The organism is Phycisphaeraceae bacterium, from assembly GCA_019636675.1.
Classification (GTDB): Bacteria; Planctomycetota; Phycisphaerae; order Phycisphaerales; family UBA1924; genus JAHBXC01.
The window spans coordinates 577,810-599,339 of sequence record JAHBXC010000001.1 but is presented as its reverse complement, the minus strand read 5'-3'; the positions used below and the strand labels follow the sequence as shown (position 1 = coordinate 599,339).

Below are 21,530 nucleotides of genomic sequence, written 5' to 3'. Positions count from 1 at the left end.
ATAGACTCCCGGCCTATGCCCGACGACACCCGACCGACGACGACGCAGGACGCCGGACCGCGTTTCCGATACACCGCCGCTCTCGCTGACGAGATCGAGAGCCGGTGGCAGTCGCGCTGGGACGCCGCCCGCGCGTTCCGGGCGCTCAACCCGGGCGACGCCGGCTTTAACCCGTCGCGACCGAAGTTCTACGCCCTCGACATGTTCCCCTACCCGAGCGGGTCGGGCCTGCACGTCGGGCATCCCGAGGGCTACACCGCGACGGACATCCTCGCGCGCAAGCGGCGCATGCAGGGCTACAACGTGCTCCACCCGATGGGGTGGGACGCGTTCGGGCTGCCGGCCGAGCAGTACGCCATCGCGACCAATGTCCACCCGCGCGAGACCACGCGCGCCGCGATCGACACCTTCCGGCGCCAGCTCAAGCGATTCGGCTTCTCCTACGACTGGGAGCGCGAGTTCGCGACCATCGACCCCGACTATTACAAGTGGACGCAGTGGATCTTCCTGCGGTTCTACAACGCGTGGTACGACCCGCGCGCCAACGACGGCCGGGGCGGAGCAAGGCCCATCGACTCGCTCGTCGAAGACCTCTCCCAGAAGCGACTGCTCGTCTCTCCGGACGGCGCGGTCGTCCCTGCCGACAAGGTCTCGCGCGATCTGTCCGCCCTTGAAGGCGGCGTCGCGCACGGCGTGCTGCGCACCTGGCACGACCTGACCGACGAGCAGCGCGACGCGCTCGTCCACGAACACCGACTCGCCTACCTCGGCGAACAGACCGTCAACTGGTGCGCCGCGCTCGGCACCGTTCTCGCTAACGAAGAGATCATCGACGGGCGCAGCGAGCGCGGCGGGCACACCGTCCGGCGCGTCCCCATGCGCCAGTGGATGTTCCGCATCACCGCCTACGCCGAGCGGTTGATCGACGACCTCGCGCTCGTCGACTGGCCAGAGAGCACCAAGGCCCAGCAGGCGGAGTGGATCGGACGCAGCGAGGGCGCCGAGATCGACTTCCCGCTCCTCGCGCCCAGCGGCGAACCGACCGGCGAGACCGTGCGCGTCTTCACCACGCGCCCCGACACCGTCTTCGGCGCGACGTACCTCGTCCTCGCGCCAGAGCACGACGCGGTCGACGACCTCGCCGCCCCCGAGCAGCGCGCCGCGATCGACGCCTACCGGCGTCGGGTGTGCTCGCTCTCCGACGTGGAACGCCAGGAATCGAAGGAGAAGACCGGCGTGTTCACCGGCGGGCACGCGCTCAACCCCGTCAGCGGCGAGCGGGTCCCCGTCTGGATCGCCGACTATGTGCTGATGAGCTACGGCACGGGCGCGATCATGGCGGTCCCGGCCCACGACCAGCGCGACTTCGAGTTCGCCAAGGCGTTCGGCCTGCCGATCCGCGCCGTCGTCCGCCCCGACGACGACGGCGCGTGGGCGAAGGTCGCCGCGTGCGAGGAGTGCTTCCCCGGCGTGGGCGTCGCGGTCGAGAGCAGCAACAGCGAGGTCTCGATCAACGGTCTGCCCACGGTCGAGGCCAAGCGCGCAATCGTCGAGTGGATCGAGAAGAGCGGCGTGGGCGCGTCGAGGGTGAACTACCGGCTGCGCGACTGGCTGTTCAGCCGCCAGCGCTACTGGGGCGAGCCGTTCCCGATCGTGTTTGACGAAGCCGGGAACCCCGTCGCGCTGCGCGAGGGCGACCTGCCCGTGCGCCTGCCCGAGCTCGAGAACTTCAAGCCCGACACGGGCAACGCGGACTCACCCACGCCGCTGCTCGCGACGGCCACCGATTGGCTGCGTGTGCAGATCGACGGCCGCTGGTACACGCGTGAAACGAACACGATGCCCAACTGGGCTGGCTCGTGCTGGTATTACCTGCGCTACTGCGACCCGCGCAACGCCGAGCGGTTCATCGGCAAGGACGCGGAGCGCTACTGGCTGGGCAACGCGTCGCCCGAGGGCGGCTCTCCGGCGCGCTGGGGCGTGGACCTGTACATGGGCGGGGCCGAGCACGCGACGCTCCACCTGCTTTATGCGCGGTTCTGGCACAAGGCGCTCTTCGACCTGGGCGAGGTCAGCACGCCAGAGCCCTTCCGCACGCTGCGCCACCAGGGCCTGATCCAGTCCTTCGCGTACCAGCGCGCTCGCGAGGACGGCGGCGGGCTCGTGCCCACCGACATGGTCGAGGAACGCGAGGAGGGCGTGTTCTTCGAACGCGCCACCGGGAAGCCCGTCACGCAGATCGTCGCGAAGATGAGCAAGAGTCTGAAGAACGTCGTCAACCCCGACGATGTCATCCGCGAGTTCGGCGCCGACACCTTCCGTCTCTACGAGATGTACCTCGGGCCGATCGAGGCGAGCAAGCCCTGGAACCCGCGCGACATCGTCGGCCTGTTCCGCTTCCTCCAGCGCGTGTGGCGCCTCGGCGTCGACGAGGAGACCGGCTCGCTGCGCCTCGCCGGGGCGCGCGACGAGGCGACCGAGCGGCTGCTGCACAAGACCATCAAGAAGGTCGGCGACGACATCGACCGCCTCGGGTTCAACACCGCGATCGCGTCGATGATCGAGTTCGTGAACGGCGCGATGAAGACCGGCGTGACGCTCGATCAGCTCGAGCGGTTCACGCTCATCCTCTGCCCCTTCGCGCCGCACATCGCCGAGGAATTGTGGGCCAAGGCGCACGGCGAGGACGCCGGCTTCGCCTCGCTCTCCGAGTGGCCCTCGTACGACGAGTCGATGCTCGCCAGCGAGACCGTCGAGATCCTGGTGCAGGTGCTCGGCAAGCCGCGCGACCGGCTCGTCGCGCCGGCGGACGCCGACGAGAAGACGCTCGAGCGCCTCGCCCTGGAGTCCCCGAAGGTGCAGGAGGCGATCGCCGGCAAGACCGTCCGCAAGGTGATCGTGGCGCGTGGGCGCCTGGTGAACATCGTCGTCGGGTGACGCCGCTGGCGGCGGAGCCGGCCGAGGCCGAGGCTCCGCTCAGTCGTTGCGATCGGCCCAGCGGACCATCTCGAGCATGATCTGGCGGCGCTGCAGCGCCAGTTGCTCGAGCGTCTCGCGCAGTTTCTCGTGCTCGCGCTGCGGCGTGCGTGCGTCGGCCATGCGCTGGCTGAGTTCGGCGATCTGGGTTTCGATGAGCTTCATGCGCTCGTCGAGGGCGCGCTGCACGTCCGCGCCGCGCGGCTCGGGGGCGATGCGAGGGTCGACCCGCTCGACGCGTCCGATACGCGAGTTGTCGATGTTCGCCACCCCGCCCGCGAGACGCCCGGGAACGGGCGCGGGCTCACCCCCTGCGACCATGCCGGTTCCCTGCCGGACCAGCGAGGCCCGCTGCGCCGCGCGCCTCCAGTCGAACAGCGAGACGGCGGGCGCGACCGCGGCGGCTTCGTCGTCCGAGAGGCCGAGCCGGCGTGAGCGCAGGTTCCACGCCTGGCGCAGGATCATTTCGTTGCGCTGGCTGAGGTTCGGATCCAGGTTCGCGAACTGCCCGAGCTCGACCTCGACCACGATCTCGCGCTCGTCGCGCAGGATCGTCATCGGGACGCGATCGCCCGGCTGGTACGACGCGATGACCTCTTGCACGCGCTGGTTCGTGGGGTCGGCGCGCAGATCGACATCGCCGATGCGCATCAGCACATCGTTCGCGCGCAGCACGCGCGACGCGGGATAGTTCTGCATCACGCTCAGGATGACCACGCCGTTGACCGAGCGCTCGGGCGACATGCTGATGCCGACGGCCGGACCGGGCGACGCCGCGAACCGGGAATAGAGGGCCTCTCGCACGCGGACGCGCGCCTCGGGGCAGAGATCGACCGTCGCGCAGGCCTCGGCGAGCGCCCGCTCGTCCCACATCGCGACATTGGCGAGCAGCTGCGTCGCGACCTCGCGCTGGGCGTAGTCCTCGGAGGAGAGCTGCGCGAGCACCTCGGTCAGCGTCAGTTCCCCGGTGGCGACGTCGACGATCTCGCGCGGCGCGGGCGCTTCGCGGACCGGGTTCTCGGCGCGCTGCTGCTGGCGCGCGCGCTCGACGACGTCCGCCAGCTCGCGCGGCAGGAAGGGGGGCGGCTTCGCGATCGCAGGCGAGAGCGCGGCGAGGCCGACGACCAACGCCGCGACGGCGGGGGCGCGTCCCGTGTCGGGTCGGGCTCGCTCGGGATGGCGTTCGGCTCGTCGCATGGGTGGCCCTTCGCTCAGCACAGTCTACCCGGACGCCCCGGGTCGGGGTGCGGTTCACGCCGGAATGCTCAAACCGGGGTTTTCGGACCCCGATCGGGGTCGGGGGGCCGGGAGTGCGAGGCAGAGCCGGTCAGTCGGAGATCAGGTTGATCAGGCGCGGCGTGTTCTCACGCATCCAGCTGCACTTGCGCTCCACCATGCGCAGGAACGCCCCCCCGTCGTGCCCGGCGAAGGCCCCGGTCGCGGCGATGGGGGTCGCGGCCTCGAGGATCAGCGCCTCGATCATCAGGTGGGGGATCGCCTCGATCTCCGCCGTGGCGAGGATGCACTCCTCGACGGCGTCGTACCCCCGGCAGAACCGCTTAAATCGCGATTCATCGAGGTGGTCTGGCCAACGGTGCAGGTCCTGCCCGTCCATGGTGATCGAGAACTGCAGCGCGCCGTTGGCGACATCGAGCACGCGCGGCTCGAGCCGGAGCGAATCGAAGTCGATGACGGCGACGACATGCGCGCCGCGGTAGAGCGTGTTCCCGGGGTGCCAGTCGCCGTGGACGAGCTGCGTGGGCCAGTGCCGGATGCCGATCCTGTCGACGGCGCGAGCGCTCTCGTGGTACTGCTCGCGCAGCGCCTCACAGGTGGCGATGAGCGACGCGTCCTGGTTCTCGTTCGCGCGGGCCGCGATCGCGACGAACTGGCGGTCGATGCCCTCCGCCGCGTGATAGCCGAAGGTTGGGAGCAGGTCCTCGGTCTGGACGCTCGAGATGAGTTTGTGGAAGAGCGCGAGGGCGTGCCCGGCGTCGGAGGTTGCCGGGAGCGACGCGTCGTAGCGCGTGCCGGGGATGAACTCGAACAGCTCGTAGATCCGCCCGCCGTGCTTGACGAGCGTTTCGTGGGTGGCGCGGTCGTGGAGGAGCTTGGGGAGCGGGAAGTGCTGCTCGGCCAGCTTGAGCTGCACGCGGTGGCTGAAGCGGACGCGCGCCGCTTCGTCGCGCCCGGGGGCGCGGCGTTTGAGCAGGAACCCGCCTGCGGCCGACTTGATCAGCGCCTTGGGCGCCCGGCGCGACCCGCGCCGGAACTCCTGGATCGCCTGGATCACCCCGATGTCGAAGTGCGAGAGCACGATCGCCAGCTCTTCGGGAGCGAACTGCTCGCGCGCCTGCTCCGACCCGCCCGGCGTGCGGTCCGCGCTGCTCGCGACGAGCCCGACCCCGGCGCTCAGCGAGAGCCCGGTGCCCGACAGCGTGTGCATGGACAGGAGCGAGGACCCCGGTGAGATCGCCGGGCCGATCATCGACGAGCCGGACGCGCCGGGGTCCAGCGTCGCGTCCGGCCCCGGGGCGCCCCCCAGATCGGACGGAGCCTCGGACGAACCCGGACCACGGGCGTCATCGCCGGCGAGGTCGACGGGGCGGTCGTGGCGTGAGATGCCGGGGTTGCTCGGCATCGAGAGTGGGGTCCTCCGCGTGCGTGGCGGCGGGGTGCGGCGGGGACAGGCCGCGGCCTGACTATCCCTACGCACCCATCATGCGTCAGGACGCATCATCTGTCCAGCCGATGTCCCGGAAAGGGCCGGAGATGCGATCACTCCACATTCTGGACCTGTTCCTTGATCCGATCGATCGCGCCCTTGATCTCGACGACGTCCCGGGCGATTTCGGCGTCGGCGCACTTGCTCCCGATCGTGTTCGCTTCGCGCAGCATCTCCTGCGCCAGGAAGTCGAGCGTGCGACCGACGGGCTTGTCCGCCGGGGCGTCGAGCAGCTCCGAGAACTGCTCGATGTGACCGCCCAGGCGCTGGATCTCTTCCGCGATGTCGGCCTTTTCGGAGAACGCGGCCACGTCCCGGATCACGTCCGAGGGCTCGGCGGTGAACCCCGCCTGCTGGAGCAGACGCTCGGTCCGCTCCTTCAGGCGTCGCTCGTACTCCTGCACCACCTCGGGCGAGCGGGCGCGGACCCTCGCGAGCTTGTCGTGGATGACGCGCTGGTGGGCGCGGAGCTCGTCATCGAGCTTGCGCCCCTCGTTCTCGCGCATCGCGACGAGCTGGGCCACCGCGCCGTCGAGCATCGACATGAACGCCTTGCGCGCCTTGTGCAGGCGCTCGTCGTCGTCGGGGGGCTGGAGCACGCCGGGCAGCGACAAGAGACTCGCGCCGTCGATGGACAGGGTCGCGTTCTTTGGCTTGGGGAGCGCGTCCAGTTTCTCGAGATAGCCGCGCAGCGCCGCCTCGTTCACGACATAGGTCGCGTCGCTCGAGGTGTCGGACACCTTGGCGATGAGCGTGAGCGCGCCGCGCGAGATGCGGTTGCGCAGGGCCGCCTCCAGCTCGGCCTCGAGGCCCTGAAGGTCCTCGGGCAGCCGGATGGACGCCTTGAAATACCGGTTATTCAGCGAGCGCAGCTCGAGGTGATAGTGCGCGCCGCCCTGGTGGAGCGACGCCTCGCCGAACCCTGTCATGGACCGGATCAGGGCTGGGGCTCCGACGTCGGGGCCGCGGGGACATTCGCCGGGGTCGTCGCCGGCGCGCTGTCGGCCGGCTGCTGCATCACCGGCTGCGCCGGGGCGCGCGTCGAGGGCCGGATGGCGTAGTTCAGCCCGATCGCGACGCCCAGGTACAGCACGAAGACCGTGATGGTGCCGATGGTCAGCGCGTCGCCGGTGCGTGCGCCGAAGACCGTCTGGCCCGAGCCGGACGCCGCGCCCGAGCCGAACGCGCCGGACAGGCCGCCGCCCTGGGGCTTCTGGATCAGGATGATCAGGATCAGCAGGAGGCACACAAAGAGGAAGGCGACGACGAGCATCGCCGTGATCCAGGGCGCGAGCGCAAGCGTCGGGACGATCGGGAGCGAAGGCATCGAGTACGGTCCTCGCGTGGGGGCAGGGTTCGGGGGTTCGGGGCAGGTAAGGGCGAAGTGTAGGTCGGGGGAGGGCGGGAGTCGGGGGGAGCGCGCCCGGGGACGCCGGGGGTGCTCAGGTCCCCGCCGCCGCGCAGATCGCCCCGAACTCCTCGGCCTTGAGGGAGGCGCCCCCGACGAGGAAGCCGTCGATGTCGGGTTGGGCGATGAGTTCGGGCGCGTTGGAGGCCTTGACCGACCCGCCGTAGATCACACGCACGGATGCGCCGAGCGCCTCCCCAAAGAGGTCGACGAGGACGCTGCGGATGCGCAGGTGGGCGCGCTGGGCGTCCTCGGGGGTGGCGGTCTTCCCGGTCCCGATCGCCCAGACCGGCTCGTAGGCGATGACCAGCGACGACGCCTGCGCGCCGGTCACCCCGGCGAGCCCCGCCCGGAGCTGCTGCTCGTTGATCGCGTCGGTCGCGCCGTCCTCGCGCTGCGCGAGGGTCTCGCCCACGCAGAGCACGGCGGTCATGCCCGCGTCGAGCAGGGCGCGGGTCTTGACGTTGATGAGCGAATCGGGCTCGAGCAGGACGTGCCGGCGCTCGGAGTGCCCGGTCAGTGCGCAGGTCGCTCCCAGGTCCTTGAGCATCGCGACCGAGACCTCGCCCGTGAAGGCGCCGTCGGGTTCGTGATAACAGTCCTGCGCGCCGAGTCGCACGCGCGTGGACCCGGCGGCGCAGAGCGCGTTGACCACGGCGTCCAGATGAACAAACGAGGGGAAGACCGCGACCTCGGGCGTTCTCGGACCGGGGGCCAGCCCGGCGACGGCGTGCGCGACGCTCTGCGCGAGGGAGACAGCGCCGGCGCGAGAGAGGTTCATCTTCCAGTTGCCGCCGACGTAAGGCGTGCGCATCGGTCGTGCTCCGTGGCGTTTGGGCGCGTGCGAGTGTTGGCTGCGCCGAGTGTAGCGGGTCGACGCGTTCGGGTCGGATCGCGCCGGGTTCTCGGGCCGGGGCGGGCCTTGGCGTGGAGATGTGCGGGCTGTGACGCGCGTGCCGTCTCGCGCGTCGGTGCGATGTGCGAGGGGTCGCGCGATCGCGAGAGGGGGGTGGTGCGTGAATCGGGGGCGGAACGGGGCCGATGACGCATCGCGAGTCGCGGGCTGGTAGGCGCGCCCTGTTGGTGGGCGCGTACAGACGCGTCCGTCGGTTTTCACAGGGTTCCACTCACGCACGAGGACAAGTCTCTCATGAACACCCCCAAGCACATCCGCGCACTGAATGCCCCGTCTGCGGTCCGAGCCGCGCTCGAGAGCCGCCCGATCTTCATCACCTCGATCGTCGCCGCGCTCGCCGCCGGCACGCTCGTGGGCTGCTCGTCGGACTCGAACAACACCTACAGCTACCGCTCGGGCGCGCTGACCCGCGACCAGCTGGCGAACAAGGCCACGGTGTCGATCGACCCCGCCGGCACGAAGGGCGCGCACGACAAGCAGTGGTTCGAGAAGCAGGCGTCGACGATCGAGCTGCCCGCTGTGTGGCTGAGCGAGGCGCGCAACTCGACCTCCGAGATCGAGGCGCGTCGCGCCGCGGCGCAGGCCCAGCGCGTCGAGCGTGACGCCGTTCAGGCGTCGCAGCTCGCGACCCGCGAGGCCGCGTGGCAGACCGCCGCCAGCACGCACGAGGCCGCGATCGCCCGCGCCGGCTCGCTCGACCGCCAGTACGAGGCGAAGCTCGAAGAGCTCTCCGCCCAGGCGATCGCGAAGCAGGAGGCGTACGACGCCAAGTCCCGCGAGGGCGCCGCCCTCGTCCGCGCGACCCTCAAGGAGCGTCAGGCCGAGTTCGAGCGCATGCGCTCGCAGTCCGAGTCCGAGCTCCGCGCCTCGGAGGCCGAGTACCAGAAGATGCTCGCCATGCGCGTCGCCGTCGAGCGCCAGGGCACCGCCGAGATCCAGCAGATGGTCAAGATCGCGGACATGACCGAGTCCCGCGCGACCAGCAAGATCCGCGCGCTGCGCATCGCCAGCCGCTCGGTTGGCGAGCAGACCGACGCACGCGTCGCCGAGCTCAACGAGCAGATCAAGTCCGTCACCCAGCAGACCGCGGCCAAGAGCGCCGAGCTCCGCCAGCGCGCCGCCTCCCTCGAGACCAAGAGCAAGGCCATCGCCGACGAGCTCAACGCCAAGGCCGGCGCCAAGACCAGCGGCGACGCCGAGGCCGGCTACAAGCTCGCGATCAAGTCCGCCGAGATGGAGTTCGAGCAGGTCAAGGCCGAGGCCGAGGCCATGCGCCGCCAGGCCGACGCGGTCGTCCGCGAGGCCCAGGCCGACATCTCGCGCATGCGCAGCGAGGCCGAGCGCCTCGTCGGCGTCTCTCAGGCCGATTTCGACGGGCAGATGAGCTCGCTCGAGACCTTCCGCGAGCACGGCATCGCCGAGTCGCAGATGCTGCGCGCCCAGGCCGATCGCGTCGAGACCGAGGCCCGCGCCAACTTCATCAAGGCCGAGGCCGAGGCGCTCGCCAACGCGCTGCGTGAGGAAGCCACCCACCAGGTGGTCCTCGCCGAGTCGCAGTACGAGCAGCTCAAGGCCGAGGCCGACGCTCGCGCCGCGACCATCCGCGCCGAGGTCTTCCGCACCCTCGCCCAGCAGCTCGCCCAGGGCAGCGTCGAGTTCCCCGGCAAGACCGATCCGAAGTCCCCCGAGGCCAAGCCCGACCAGCCCGCCCCGACCTTCCCCACCGCCGCCGGCATTCCCATGAATGTCGACCCCGGGCACGTCGCGCAGTTCAAGGCGCGTCTGGGCGAGGCGGTCAAGCTGCGCGTCCAGGCCGACGCCAAGCAGAAGACCACCCTCGCGTCCTACGAGGAGCGCGCCCGCAAGCTGCAGGTGTGGCTCGACTCGCGCGAGGCCGAGGCCACCGAGACCTTCGCCCGCTCCAACTCCTTCCAGAACGTCGCCAACGCCGAGGCGCAGGAGCTCACGGCCCAGGCCGACGCGCTCGTCCGTCGCGGCGAGGCGCAGCTCACCCGCGCCAAGGCCGAGGCCGACGCGTCGCGCAACGACGCCTTCGCCCTCGTGACCAACCTGCAGGCCGAGGCCGGCAAGGTCATGGGCAAGGGCAAGGCCGCCGCGACCCAGCTCCTCGCCAGCGCCGAGGCCAATGATCGCGCCGGCGCCGCCGAGGTCGAGTCCATGCGAGTCCAGCTCGACGCGACCCGTCGTCGCGGCGACGCCGAGGTCAAGCGCCTCGTCGCCGAGGCCACGGCGCTCGAGACCTCGCAGAAGGCCCTCGTCGCCCAGATGCGCCAGGAGATCACCTCCGCCCAGCGCATCCTCAGCGCCGAGCTCGCCCGTCTCGACCAGGCCTCGCAGTCCTTCATCGAGGTCGCCCGCGCGACCTACGACGAGGCCGTCAGCGTCGCGACCGCCTTCAACACCAAGGCGATGGCCGAGATCGAGAAGCTCGAGGCGTTCAACGAGAGCCAGCGTCTCGTCGCCAAGGCCGATGTCGCCCACATGCTCAACGTCGTGAACGCGCAGCGTCTCGCCGCCAAGGCCGACGTCGAGCGCACCATGGCCAACGCCGACGCGCAGCGCGATGTCTTCCGCGCCGACGACGCCGCCGCCCGCGCCACCATCCTCGCGCAGACCCGCATCAACGACGCCACGGTCAACGCGTGGCTCGCCGAGGCGGACGCTCTCGAGACCGCGACCGTCGCGACCTTCAACTCGCGCATGGTCCAGACCGTCTCCGAGCGCAACCAGGCCTACGCCCAGCGCTACCTCAGCAACCAGCAGGTCGTCGCCCGTCAGGAGCAGGCCCTCGCCGCCGCCGAGGCCCACCAGCACATGGCCCAGCAGGCCATGCTGACCCTCCAGGAGCGCAGCAACCAGTTCCAGACGGCCGCCCGTCAGAACTGGGATGTCCGCCTCGCCATGCCCACGACGGCGCCCACCCCATCCAGCCCCGAGCAGTCGTACCAGTTCGTGAGCGAGTCCTTCAACGGCAACCGCACCACCGGCCCCAACCCCGGCACGCGCACCAGCCGCCCCTCGTTCGCGAATGTCCCGACGAACGACTGAATGTCGCTCGGGCGGTGAGCAGCCACCCTGAGTGAACCCGACGGGCGGATCGTGCAAACGGTCCGCCCGTTTTCGTTTGTCCCGTGCGATTCCGCCCGGCGCGCGACCCGGGTCCCGTGGTACATTCCGAGCCATGACGAGCGGGGCGACCAAGCAGAGAACTCCGCGCTGTCCGCGCTGCGGATACGACCAGTCGGGCCTCGCGGCGACCTGGACGTCGTCGTGCCCTCTCGCCGCGACCTGCACGGAGTGTGGGTACGAGTTCGACCCGGGCGATGCGTTCAACCCGACGCGCCGACGACTGCCCTGGCTCTGCGAGCACGCGAAGCGCCGCTGGCTGGCGCTGGCCATGCTGCGCACCCTTGCGACGCTGCTCTGGCCTCCGGCATTCTGGAAACGGGTCCGTCCCGAGCACCCGGTGCGTGCGCGCCGGCTGGTCGCGCTGCCGCTGGCGATCTTCTGCGTCATGCCGCTGCTCGTCATCATCCTGCGGTTCGGCGAGAGCGTCGCGGTGATGCGGACGAACTACTGGGGCGGAGGACGCGGAGCGCCCCAGCCGTGGAGCGACGCCGTTACATCGGGCTGGCGTGCGTTCGTTGACGGAGCCCGCGCGGGCGGGTTGACGAACATCATCCTTGACTTCGTGCCCATCGGCCCCGCGTTGGCGTACATGATGTTCGTCTGGCTGCCGGTCAGCGCCGCGTTCCTCGCGCTCCCCAGCGCGTGGTGGGGCACCCGCCTTCGAGGCTCCCACCTCCTGCGCATCATCGCGTACGCGCTGACGCCAGTGCTCGTGATCTACATTCTGTTTTCGCTGGGGTCGATCTGTGTGCAGGGGTATTCGACCACCTATTACCTGTCCGGGGCGGGCCAGCGTGGCTGGCCGCACCCGCGCGATATACCAACATTCCGAACGCTCATGCGACTGACGGTTGGGGCGCTCTTCTTTGTGTGGCCCGCGCTGTACTGGCTGGCGGCCCTTGGCACCGGGTACCGGCTCCCTCGCGCCCGGGCGACCTGGGGCATCCTGATGGGTGTCCATCTGGTCCCGATCGCGTTCTTCCTGATCTACTGGGCCTTCACCGACAACGCCTTCCGGTAGCCCCCTCTACAATCCCCCGACCACCTGCCAGGAGCCCCCGATGCCCCCGATGTCCGGTTCATCCCTCAACGACGCCCTGCTCGACCTCCTCCGCGCCGCCGACCCCGACGCGGCCCGCATCCTCGAGGCCGAGCATGATCGCCAGGCGACCACCATCGAGCTGATCGCCTCCGAGAACCACGTCTCCCCGGCGGTCCAGCACGCCGCCGGGTCGTGGATGACCAACAAGTACGCCGAGGGTTACCCCGGCGCACGCTACTACGGCGGGTGCGTCCACCACGACGAGATCGAGAACCTCGCGCGCGAGCGCGCCAAGGCCATGTTCAACTGCTCGTTCGCCAACGTGCAACCCCACTCGGGCGCGCAGGCCAACGCCGCGGTCTTCATGGCGCTCATGAACCCGGGCGACACCTTCGCCGCCTTGCAGCTCAAGGACGGCGGGCACCTCTCGCACGGGCTGTCCATCAACTTCTCCGGCGTGTTCTACAAGCCCGTCTTCTATCCCCTCCACGCCGAAGAGAGCCACCCAGAGTTCGAACGCATCGACTACGACGCCGTGCGCAAGGTCGTGCGCGAGCACAAGCCGAAGATGCTGCTCTGCGGCTACTCGGCCTATCCGCGCACCATCGACTTCGCCAAGTTCCGCGAGATCGCCGACGAGGTCGGCGCGCTGCTCATGGCGGATGTCGCGCACATCGCCGGGCTCATCGCGGGCGGCGCGCACCCCTCGCCCTTCCCCCACGCGCACGTCGTCACCACGACGACGCACAAGACCCTGCGCGGGCCTCGCGGCGGGCTGATCCTCACCAACGACGAAGAGATCGCCAAGAAGGTCGACCGCGCGCTCTTCCCCGGCCTGCAGGGCGGCCCGCTGATGCACATCGTGGGCGCCAAGGCGATCGCCTTCGGCGAGGCGCTCCAGCCCTCGTTCAAGACCTACGCGAGGAACATCGTCGCCAACGCCAAGGCCCTCGCCTCGGCCCTGCAGGAACGAGGCTTCCGCGTGACCACCGGCGGGACCGAGAACCACCTGATGCTCGTCGACCTGCGCCCCTTCGACGCCGAGCTGACGGGCGCCGACGCCGAGAAGATCCTCGAGAAGGCCGGCATCATCACGAACAAGAACGGGCTGCCGGGCGACACCCGCCCGCCGCGGGTGACCTCGGGGCTGCGTCTGGGGACGCCCGCTCTGACGACCCGGGGGTTTGGCCCAGACGAGATGCGTCGCGTCGCGGAGCTGATCAGCCGCGTTCTGAAGCACCGTTCCGACGAGCAGGCGATCCGCCAGGTCCGGGAAGAGGTTCGGGTTCTGTGCGCCGCGTTCCCACTCCCCGGGCACGCGTCCCACGCGAGCGTCTGACCGGGCGCGCGCGGGCTTTGTGAAGATCCGCCCGGAACCGCCCGATGCGCGCCGGGCGGGAACGCCCTTCCGCCTAGCATCGTGCGTGACGAACAACACGGAGGAGCAAGCCCGGATGCCCGAAGCCAGCAAGTGGATCGAGACGCTCCGTCCGGAAACCCCCCTGCGCGACGCCGCGGGCGAGGTGCTCTCTCACCGGCTCGAGGCCGTTGAGGGGTGGCTGAAGCGTCTGGGCGACGACAAGCACGATCAGGTCCGCGCCGTGCACCAGCTGCGCGTCAGCACCCGTCGCGCCGGCGCGGCGTTGCACACTTTCGCCGACCCGCTCTCCGACACGCAGCGCAAGAAGTCCCGGAAAATCCTCCGATCCCTGCGCAAGGCGGCCGGTTGCGCGCGCGATTGCGATGTTCACGCGGCCCTCTTCGCGTCCCTCGCGGACGAGACGCTGAGCGAGGCCTCGCACGCGGCCCGCGACGCGGTGCTGGCGGTGCTCGAGGCCGAGCGCGACATCGCGACCGAGCGTCTGCAGGATGTCGCGAAGCGGTTCCCGGCGTCGAAGGTGAAGCGTCGGCGCACTCGCCTGCTCGAGTCGCTCGCCGACGCGGAACTGCCCGGCGATGTCACACTGCGAGACGCCGCCGCCGACATCCTGCCCGAGATCATCGGCGCGGTGCGAGACGCCGCCGCATCGCACCACGGCGAGCCGGCGGGGCTCCACGCGATGCGCATCGCGTGCAAGCGAATGCGCTACGCGGTCGAGGTCTTCGCGCCGTGCATGGGCGAGGGCTTCAACGACGACCTCTACCCGCGCCTCAAAGAGGTGCAGGAGCGTCTTGGGCGGATCAACGACGCCCACACGGCGCGACTGCGCCTCGAGCGGATCCTCGTCGACCTCACGCAGGCCCAGGAATCGGTCGCCGACGAGAGCCACGACGACGACGACGATGACGCCGAGACCGTCCCGCTCGTCGAGCGAGGGCTCCGCGAGCTGATCGAGCGGTTCGCGCGCGAAGAGGAAGCGGCGCGCGTCGACTTCCTCGCGTGGTGGGACTCGGTTCACGCCGGCGACTTCCTCGCGCCGTTCTCCGACGCCGTCCCGCGCTCGCGAACCGTTGAACTCACGCCCTCCGCCCCGGCGCCCCCGGCGCCCCCGACGCCCCCGACGCCCCCGGCGCCCCGGACGCCGCCGATTGCGACGACGCCTGCGAACGACGACGCGACGCACGAGCCGGAGCTCGACGCGCCGAACCAGCCGCGATTCGGGTCTCGCCGGCTCGCGGCCATCGACGTGGGAACGAATTCGATCCGCGTCATCGTGGCCGAGGCCTTCGCCGACGGGCAGTACCGCGTGCTCGACGACGAGAAGGAGATCGCGCGCCTCGGCAACGGGATGACCGAGACCGGGCGCCTCGACGACGCGTCCATCGAGAAGGCCATCCTCGCGATCGATCGCATGAAGCGGATCGCCGAGGGCTACGGCGCCACATACATCCGCGCCGTCGGCACCGCCGCCGTGCGCGACGCCGACAACGGGCAGGCGCTCGTCGATCGCGTGCTCGAACGCACCGGAGTGCGCATCGAGGTCATCACGCCCGAAGACGAGGCGCAGCTCACCTTCAAGTCCGTGTCCGCCGCCTTCGATCTGACGTCGTTCCCGTCGGTCATCGCCGACATCGGGGGCGGCAGCGCCGAGGTCGTGCTCTGCTCCGGCGGGCTGATCGAGCAGGTGTTCCCCATCCCGCTCGGCGCGGTGCTGCTGACCGAGATGTTCGGCGGCCCCGAGCTGAGCGCCGGCGAGCGGTTCTCCGCGATGAGCGCGTTCATCCGCGAGCAGGTCGACCGGCACTTCGCCGACGCCGCGATCGACCCCGAGCTCCTCATCGGCGCCGGGGGCACTTTCGAGGCGCTCGCGAAGCTCTCGATGGGGCGCTTCGAGCCCACGCCCGGCGCGCTCATCCGCGGCTACGACATGGAGCGGTCGGAGGTGAAGCGCCTCCTCGATCGCGTGCGCGCGCTATCGGTCAAGGATCGCGCGAAGCTTCCGGGCATAAGCCCCAACCGCGCCGAGATCATCGTCGCCGGCGCCGCCCTCGTGCTGGCGCTCATGAAGCGCCTTACCGTCGACCGCCTGCGCGTGCACGACGGGGGCATCCGCGACGGGCTGCTGCTGACGATGGTGGAGGAGATGTTCCCCCAGGAGGGCGCGTCCGGCCAGGCGGCGGGTGAAGACCCGAAAGACCCGATGCGCTCAGTGCGGCGCTTCTCGCAGGTTTGCAACTACGAGCGTCGCCACTGCGCCCATGTCTCGCGCCTCGCGCTGCAGTTGTTCGACCAGCTCGTGCGCGACCACGGGCTGGCGTTCCAGGGCTGGTCGACCGATCGGGCGCGCGTGCTGCTGCACGCCGCGGCGTTGCTGCACGACATCGGCTACCACATCGACTACAAGAAGCACCACCTGCACAGCTATCACCTGATCATGCACAGCGCGCTGCGCGGGTTCAGCAGGCGCGAGATCGAGGTCGTCGCGCAGGTCTCTCGGTACCACCGCAAGTCGACCCCCAAGCTCAAGCACAAGCCCTTCGCGAAGCTGCCGCCAGAGGACCGCGCCATCGTGCGCACCCTGAGCGCCGTGCTGCGCGTCGCCGACGGGCTCGATCGCACGCACATGCGGCTCGTCAAGTCCATATCGCTGCGCATCGACTCGGGCGAGGCGCACTTCGACCTGGTGGCGGAGAGCGACCCCTCGGTCGATGTCTGGGGCGCCGAGCGCAAGGCGGACCTCTGGCAGAAGGTTTTCTCCCTCACCCCCGTGTTCCGCTGGGCCAACGCGCCCGAGCCCGCCGCCGCCGCCGAGGCGCACGAACCGGCGCCGGCTCCTCAGCCCGTGGGCGTCAACGGGACGCACTGATCATCGCTGCAGGCGTTCGACCGCGATCCAGTCGCGCTCGGAGAGCATGCCCCCGTCGGGGCGCTGCTTCACCGTGCCGTCGCGCTTCCACGAGCGCTCGCAGCGCGGCTCGTCGCGCAGGTCGATGACCTTCGCGTCCGTCGCGCTCGCGTCGAGCGTGACGCGCGAGACGCCCAGCAGGTCGGCGAGGTCGACGGGGTCGAAGTGCGCGAGGGCGCCTTCGGGGTCGGGGAGCGCGAGCCCGGCGTCGAGGGGGTTCTCCACGCCGCCGCCGGATTTCTTCGCAGTCTCGAGCGCCATCAGGCCCTTCTCGCGCGCGGCGAAGACCTGCTTCCAGCGCTCGTCGGCGCTCACCGGGAACACATCTGCCTTGCGCTGGCCCGGGAAGGTGTGCAGGTGCACGCACGCGCCCGAGGCGCTCTCCGCGCTCGCCTTGTCGTCAATCTTGTGCAGCGCGCGGAACGCCTCGTCCGCGGTGTGCGGCATGACCGGCGCCAGAAGGCGGCAGAGCAGGTCGGCGATATCCCACAGCGCCGACTGCGTGCGCCGGCGGCGAGGCGAGTCGGGCGCGTCGCAATAAAGCCGGTCCTTCACTGCCGCGAGGTACACGGCGCTGAGCGTGTCGTTGCAGAAGTCGTAGATCGCGCTGGATGCGCCCTTGAAATCGAACCGGTCGTACGCGGCGCGAACTTCCTTGGAGAGGTCGTTCGCCTGCGCGAGCGCCCAGGAGTCGATGCCGGTGGGCGTGAAATCGGTCCACGCGACGCAGTCGCCGGTGCGCGTGGAGTGGCCCTGCTCCGCCGGGCAGGGCGTGAAGTCGTCGAGATTGGACAGCAGGAAGCGGATCGTGTTGCGCACCTTGCGGTAGGACTCGCCCGCTGTCTCGAAGAACGAGAGATCGACCTTGATGTCGTTCTCGTACGCGAGCGTCGAGACCCACCAGCGGCAGACATCGGCGCCGAAGTTCTTGAGCAGTTCCTCGACATTCAGCGCGTTGCCCAGCGACTTGGACATCTTCTTGCCGTCCTTGTCGACCATGAAGCCGTGGGTGAGCACGGCCTCGAAGGGCGGACGCCCCGTGCCGCCCAGGCCGCAGAGCAGCGAGGACTGGAACCACCCGCGGTGCTGGTCGGACCCTTCGAGGTAGAGGGCGACGGGGAAGCCGGCGTCGCCCAGGCGCTCGCGCATCGCGCTGTGCCAGGACGAGCCGGACTCGAACCACACATCGAGGATGTCGCGCGACTTGTCGAGCGCGTCGAGGTTCAGGCCCTTGGGCGCGTCCTTGTCGCCGGCGTAGTCGTAGTGCGCGAGGAGGTCGCGCGCGCTCAACTGGAACCACGCGTCGGAGCCCTTCTCGCGGAAGACCTTGGCGACGGCGCGCACCGAGGCGGGCGTGAGGAGCGTGGTCGTCGAGTCGTCGGCGTTCTTCTGGAAGAACGCGGGGATCGGCAGCCCCCACGCGCGCTGGCGAGAGACGCACCAGTCGGGGCGAGACTCGAGCATGCCTCGCAGGCGGTTGCGCCCCCACTCGGGGATGAACTTGAGCGAATCGCTGGCGGCGGTCATGGCGAGCTCGCGCAGCGACTTCTTGTCGCGAGTCGTGGCGCGATCGACGCCGATGAACCACTGCTCGGTGGCGCGGAAGATGACTGGCGTCTTGGAGCGCCAGTCGTGGGGGTAGGAGTGCATGAAGTTGAACGCGTGGAAGAGGTGCCCCGACGCGCACAGGTGTTCGACCACGACGGGGTTGGCGTCCCAGACGGTCTTGCCGCGCACGAAGTCGGGGGCGCTGTCGTCGTAGGTCCCGTCGTCGCGCACGGGGCAATAGACGGGCAGGTTCTCGCGCAGGCCGGTCTGGTAGTCCTCGACGCCGTGGCCCGGCGCGGTGTGGACGAGCCCGGTGCCGTCTTCGAGGGTGACATAGTCGGCGGCGACGACGCGGTGGAGAGGCAGACCCTCCCCCTGCCCCTCCCGCGAGCGGGAGGGGGGAAGAGTGCGAGAGAGCGCTGCGCCGTCGACGAAGGGGTGGCGGTAGCGCAGGCCGACGAGTTTGTCGCCGGTCGTGGTCGCGAGGATCTCGATGTCCTCGGCCTTGCCGATCTTCGTGACGGTCTCGACGAGTTCCTTCGCGAGGATCGTGAGGTTGCCGTCGAGGCGCACGAGCGCGTACTCGTAGCGCGGGTGCACGGCGATCGCGAGGTTTGCCGGCAGCGTCCAGGGGGTGGTCGTCCAGATCATGAACGAGGGTCGCTGCGTGGGGCGCGAGGGCGCGTCGTCTTCGTCATCGTCGGACGACGCGGGCAGGCCGAACGCGTCGTAGACGGCGTCGGCGTCGAGCGCCTCGAAGTCGACATAGATCGACGGGTCTTCGCGGTCCTGGTACTCGAGTTCGGCCTCGGCGAGCGCCGTCTGGTTCGCGATCGACCAGTGCACGGGCTTCAACTGGCGGAAGACGAGCCCCTGCTCGACGAGCGTGGCGAAGAGTTCGATGGTCGCGCCCTCGAACGAGGGCGACATGGTGAGGTAGGGGTTCTCGTAGTCGGCGAGGGTGAGCAGGCGCTCCATCTGGCCGCGCTGGAGTTTGACGTACTTCTCGGCGTACGCCTGGCACGCTTTACGCACGGCCATGCGTCGGGTGTCTTCGGGGAGGTCGGCGAGCTTGGCGATCTTGCCGGTGGAGACGAGGTCGGTCATGACCTTGTGCTCGATAGGCAGGCCGTGGCAGTCCCATCCGGGGATGTAGGGTGTGTCGTAGCCCTCCATGGTGCGCGAGCGGACGACGAAGTCCTTGAGACACTTGTTGAGGAGGTGGCCCAGGTGGATGTCGCCGTTGGCGTAGGGGGGGCCGTCGTGGAAGACGAAGGTGGGTGCGCCGGCGCGTGCCTCGCGGGTGCGCGAATAGAGGTTGATGGACGACCAGCGCTTCATAGAGGCGGGCTCGTTCTGGACGAGGTTCGCCTTCATGGAGAAGGGGGTCTTGGGCAGGTTGAGCGAGTCGCGATAGGAGCGCTTGGCCTGGGATGGGGAGGCGTCGTTGGGCATGGGGCGGACCGGCTTTCCAGAAGGTGGACGGATCGGGCTTGGATAGTAGCGCCGAGGTCCAAAAAGCACGCCGCCCGCTCTGTGGGAGCGGGCGGCTGTGGTCGGTCATCGTGAGGGCGTGTTACGCGACGCGCCGGCGCCTGCCTGCCAAGAGGGCGGAGCACGCCAGGATCGCGCCGGTTCCGGGCGTGGGGACGAAGGCGACATAATCCAGCCCGGACTGCCCGGTGACGGAGTGGATCTCGAGCACACCGCCGCTGGCGTCGCGCACGATCATCTCGACGATGCGCATGGTGTTGAACGCGTCGGAGGAGATGTCATGGCTTGCGCCGTCGGGAAACCCGGAGTCGTTCAGACTGAACGAGACCAGACTCTGCAGACCGAGCCCGATGTGGGCGAGGCCGTCGGTGATCGCGAAGGTCGGCGTCTGGACGATCTCATCGACGAGCAGGGGGCCGGATCCGCCAGGGTTGGTGATCGTGCGGAAGTTGGAGGTCCCGCCGCTGGGCAGTTCGCGCCACAGCACGATCTGACCCGCGGAGCCGACCGGCGTCGCGCTGATCTCGCCGGTGATGCGCACGCCGAAGGAGATGCTCGCGGCGGCCCCTGACGCCTGGACCGTGATCTCGTCGGAGAAGCGCGCGAAGGACTGGCCAGTGAAATACGAGGGCGATCCGGTGGCATGGTCGTCGATCCAGCGCGTGTTGGCGGCGTTGAAGTACGCGTTGTCGATCGTTGACCGGAAGCGTGATCGAAGCAGGCCGTAATCGGACTGTGCCGCGCCGTCGAAGGTGTAGGTCATGGTCTGCATGGCGCCCGCGCCGTCGAGTCCGGAGAACTGGAACGAGCCGGTCTCGGCGAGGACGGTGCTGTCGTGGATGCGAAAGAAGCCGCCGGTCAGCGAGGCGACGGAGATGCTTCCCCCGGGGTTGTGATTGCCGGCGCTGGGCGCAACCGTGGACTCCACCCGGACCGCGCCGTGCGAGACGGCGCAGCCGAGGGCGAGAACGGCGCACGCGAGGGGCGTGCGTCCACGCTGAGCGTGTGTGAGCATGATGTTTCTCCTCCCCGGAGATCGAGGGCATAACTCGGTCGGGGCACTCCGCCTCGACCCACCCTGTAATGCGCAAAGGACATCACGCGTCCGCAGAAGGGACACGAGGAATAGCGTGGCCGGGGGTGCCGCGTCGGCGTGTCGTCGCTCGGATCGTGTGCGGCCCGGGGCTGCTCAGGCGTGCTCGAAGATGGTCTGCGAGCGGATCACGATGCCGCCAATGGCCAGGAGGTGGTAGGACTGGATGTGGATCTCTTTGCGGTAGCGCTGGACATCGAGGATGGAGGCGCAGCGCCCGCCGTCGTCGGTGGTCCAGAGGTGGGTGGCGGCGTCGTTGTCGCGCGCGAAGTCGACGAGTTCGCGATAGGTCGCGTTGAAAAGATTGTCGGCGAGGGTCTCAGTCTGGACGGTGAAGACCGAGCGGACGCCCTCGTCGAAGCGCTGCTCGTGGTCGCGCTCGCCCATCGCAGGGAAACCGGCGATGACGCCGCGATCGGGCAGCCCGCCGTCGATGTTGGTCAGGAGCTCGACGGCGCAGGCGCCGTTGTGCTGGAACCGAAGGACGTGGGAGCCGGGGAGGACCCAGCCCTCGAACTCGTAGTCTCGATGGACGATCGCGATGCGATTGCAGACTTTGAAGAGTTCCGGATGGAGGGCCCGGCGGTAGAAAAGCACGCGATAGGCCTGGAGGAGGGTTTGCGCTTTGGGAGGGGCGTTCATCGCGAGACCTTGGAGAGAGAGCACCGGAGAATGTTTGCGATCACTCGCTTCAGACCCGCCGAGTGTACGGCAAGTCTGGAAACCTACAAGAAGAATCTTCGGAGAACGCGCGAAAAACCACGAAAAAATCCCATGGGTAGCGGCAAGAGTTGCGCTCGAACCCAACACATGGTGGGTCTTCCCGGGTGAACCCCGGGCCCGCCCTTTGCTCTACGCTTCGCGACGCGGCGCTGTTCGCGTCGTCGCACAC

Annotated in this window: 13 protein-coding genes; 5 read left to right on the top strand and 8 right to left on the bottom strand. The window is 69.5% G+C overall.

The window, feature by feature from the left end; all coding sequences use genetic code 11:
* Positions 1-15: 15 nt before the first annotated feature.
* Positions 16-2,937 carry a leucine--tRNA ligase gene (leuS, locus tag KF684_02560; GenBank protein ID MBX3351791.1) on the top strand — a complete coding sequence of 974 codons (2,922 nt, stop codon included), beginning with the start codon at positions 16-18 and terminating at the stop codon, positions 2,935-2,937.
* Between the two features lie 39 nt (positions 2,938-2,976).
* On the opposite strand, the gene KF684_02555 is transcribed toward leuS, so the two are convergent.
* The 5 genes from KF684_02555 to tpiA all read right to left on the bottom strand — a co-directional run bounded on the left by KF684_02555 (position 2,977) and on the right by tpiA (position 7,923).
* The gene (locus KF684_02555; protein ID MBX3351790.1) at positions 2,977-4,173 is read right to left on the bottom strand and encodes a PDZ domain-containing protein; all 1,197 of its coding nucleotides are present in this window, start codon (positions 4,171-4,173) and stop codon (positions 2,977-2,979) included.
* Between the two features lie 130 nt (positions 4,174-4,303).
* The gene (locus KF684_02550; protein ID MBX3351789.1) at positions 4,304-5,617 is read right to left on the bottom strand and encodes a phosphotransferase; all 1,314 of its coding nucleotides are present in this window, start codon (positions 5,615-5,617) and stop codon (positions 4,304-4,306) included.
* A 137-nt stretch (positions 5,618-5,754) separates the two neighbouring features.
* Positions 5,755-6,630, bottom strand: a complete 876-nt coding sequence (locus KF684_02545; GenBank protein ID MBX3351788.1) for a YicC family protein — start codon at positions 6,628-6,630, stop codon at positions 5,755-5,757.
* An 8-nt stretch (positions 6,631-6,638) separates the two neighbouring features.
* The gene (gene secG, locus KF684_02540) at positions 6,639-7,028 is read right to left on the bottom strand and encodes a preprotein translocase subunit SecG (GenBank protein MBX3351787.1); all 390 of its coding nucleotides are present in this window, start codon (positions 7,026-7,028) and stop codon (positions 6,639-6,641) included.
* 115 nt (positions 7,029-7,143) lie between these two features.
* Positions 7,144-7,923, bottom strand: a complete 780-nt coding sequence (tpiA, locus tag KF684_02535) for a triose-phosphate isomerase (GenBank protein MBX3351786.1) — start codon at positions 7,921-7,923, stop codon at positions 7,144-7,146.
* Positions 7,924-8,259: 336 nt separating this feature from the next.
* Between tpiA and KF684_02530 the strand changes: the two genes are divergently transcribed.
* The 4 genes from KF684_02530 to KF684_02515 all read left to right on the top strand — a co-directional run bounded on the left by KF684_02530 (position 8,260) and on the right by KF684_02515 (position 16,464).
* The gene (locus KF684_02530) at positions 8,260-11,094 is read left to right on the top strand and encodes a hypothetical protein (protein MBX3351785.1); all 2,835 of its coding nucleotides are present in this window, start codon (positions 8,260-8,262) and stop codon (positions 11,092-11,094) included.
* A 133-nt stretch (positions 11,095-11,227) separates the two neighbouring features.
* Complete coding sequence (locus KF684_02525; GenBank protein MBX3351784.1) at positions 11,228-12,196, top strand: hypothetical protein; 969 nt, start codon at positions 11,228-11,230, stop codon at positions 12,194-12,196.
* Between the two features lie 49 nt (positions 12,197-12,245).
* Positions 12,246-13,556, top strand: a complete 1,311-nt coding sequence (locus tag KF684_02520) for a serine hydroxymethyltransferase (GenBank protein ID MBX3351783.1) — start codon at positions 12,246-12,248, stop codon at positions 13,554-13,556.
* Between the two features lie 85 nt (positions 13,557-13,641).
* Positions 13,642-16,464, top strand: coding sequence for a CHAD domain-containing protein (locus KF684_02515; GenBank protein ID MBX3351782.1), 2,823 nt, complete (start codon positions 13,642-13,644; stop codon positions 16,462-16,464).
* On the opposite strand, the gene ileS is transcribed toward KF684_02515, so the two are convergent.
* The 3 genes from ileS to KF684_02500 form a co-directional block, all read right to left on the bottom strand.
* A complete protein-coding gene (gene ileS / locus KF684_02510) occupies positions 16,465-19,506 on the bottom strand; it encodes an isoleucine--tRNA ligase (GenBank protein ID MBX3351781.1) in 3,042 nt (1,013 codons plus the stop codon).
* Between the two features lie 121 nt (positions 19,507-19,627).
* Positions 19,628-20,560 carry a hypothetical protein gene (locus KF684_02505; protein MBX3351780.1) on the bottom strand — a complete coding sequence of 311 codons (933 nt, stop codon included), beginning with the start codon at positions 20,558-20,560 and terminating at the stop codon, positions 19,628-19,630.
* Positions 20,561-20,734: 174 nt separating this feature from the next.
* Positions 20,735-21,280 carry a hypothetical protein gene (locus KF684_02500; protein MBX3351779.1) on the bottom strand — a complete coding sequence of 182 codons (546 nt, stop codon included), beginning with the start codon at positions 21,278-21,280 and terminating at the stop codon, positions 20,735-20,737.
* Between the last annotated feature and the right edge of the window lie 250 nt (positions 21,281-21,530).

Coding starts and splice junctions, on each gene's coding strand:
- leuS (MBX3351791.1), top strand. CDS start 16: ATGCCCGACGACACCCGACCGACGACGACGCAGGACGCCGGACCGCGT.
- KF684_02555 (MBX3351790.1), bottom strand. CDS start 4,173: ATGCGACGAGCCGAACGCCATCCCGAGCGAGCCCGACCCGACACGGGA.
- KF684_02550 (MBX3351789.1), bottom strand. CDS start 5,617: ATGCCGAGCAACCCCGGCATCTCACGCCACGACCGCCCCGTCGACCTC.
- KF684_02545 (MBX3351788.1), bottom strand. CDS start 6,630: ATGACAGGGTTCGGCGAGGCGTCGCTCCACCAGGGCGGCGCGCACTAT.
- secG (MBX3351787.1), bottom strand. CDS start 7,028: ATGCCTTCGCTCCCGATCGTCCCGACGCTTGCGCTCGCGCCCTGGATC.
- tpiA (MBX3351786.1), bottom strand. CDS start 7,923: ATGCGCACGCCTTACGTCGGCGGCAACTGGAAGATGAACCTCTCTCGC.
- KF684_02530 (MBX3351785.1), top strand. CDS start 8,260: ATGAACACCCCCAAGCACATCCGCGCACTGAATGCCCCGTCTGCGGTC.
- KF684_02525 (MBX3351784.1), top strand. CDS start 11,228: ATGACGAGCGGGGCGACCAAGCAGAGAACTCCGCGCTGTCCGCGCTGC.
- KF684_02520 (MBX3351783.1), top strand. CDS start 12,246: ATGTCCGGTTCATCCCTCAACGACGCCCTGCTCGACCTCCTCCGCGCC.
- ileS (MBX3351781.1), bottom strand. CDS start 19,506: ATGCCCAACGACGCCTCCCCATCCCAGGCCAAGCGCTCCTATCGCGAC.
- KF684_02505 (MBX3351780.1), bottom strand. CDS start 20,560: ATGCTCACACACGCTCAGCGTGGACGCACGCCCCTCGCGTGCGCCGTT.
- KF684_02500 (MBX3351779.1), bottom strand. CDS start 21,280: ATGAACGCCCCTCCCAAAGCGCAAACCCTCCTCCAGGCCTATCGCGTG.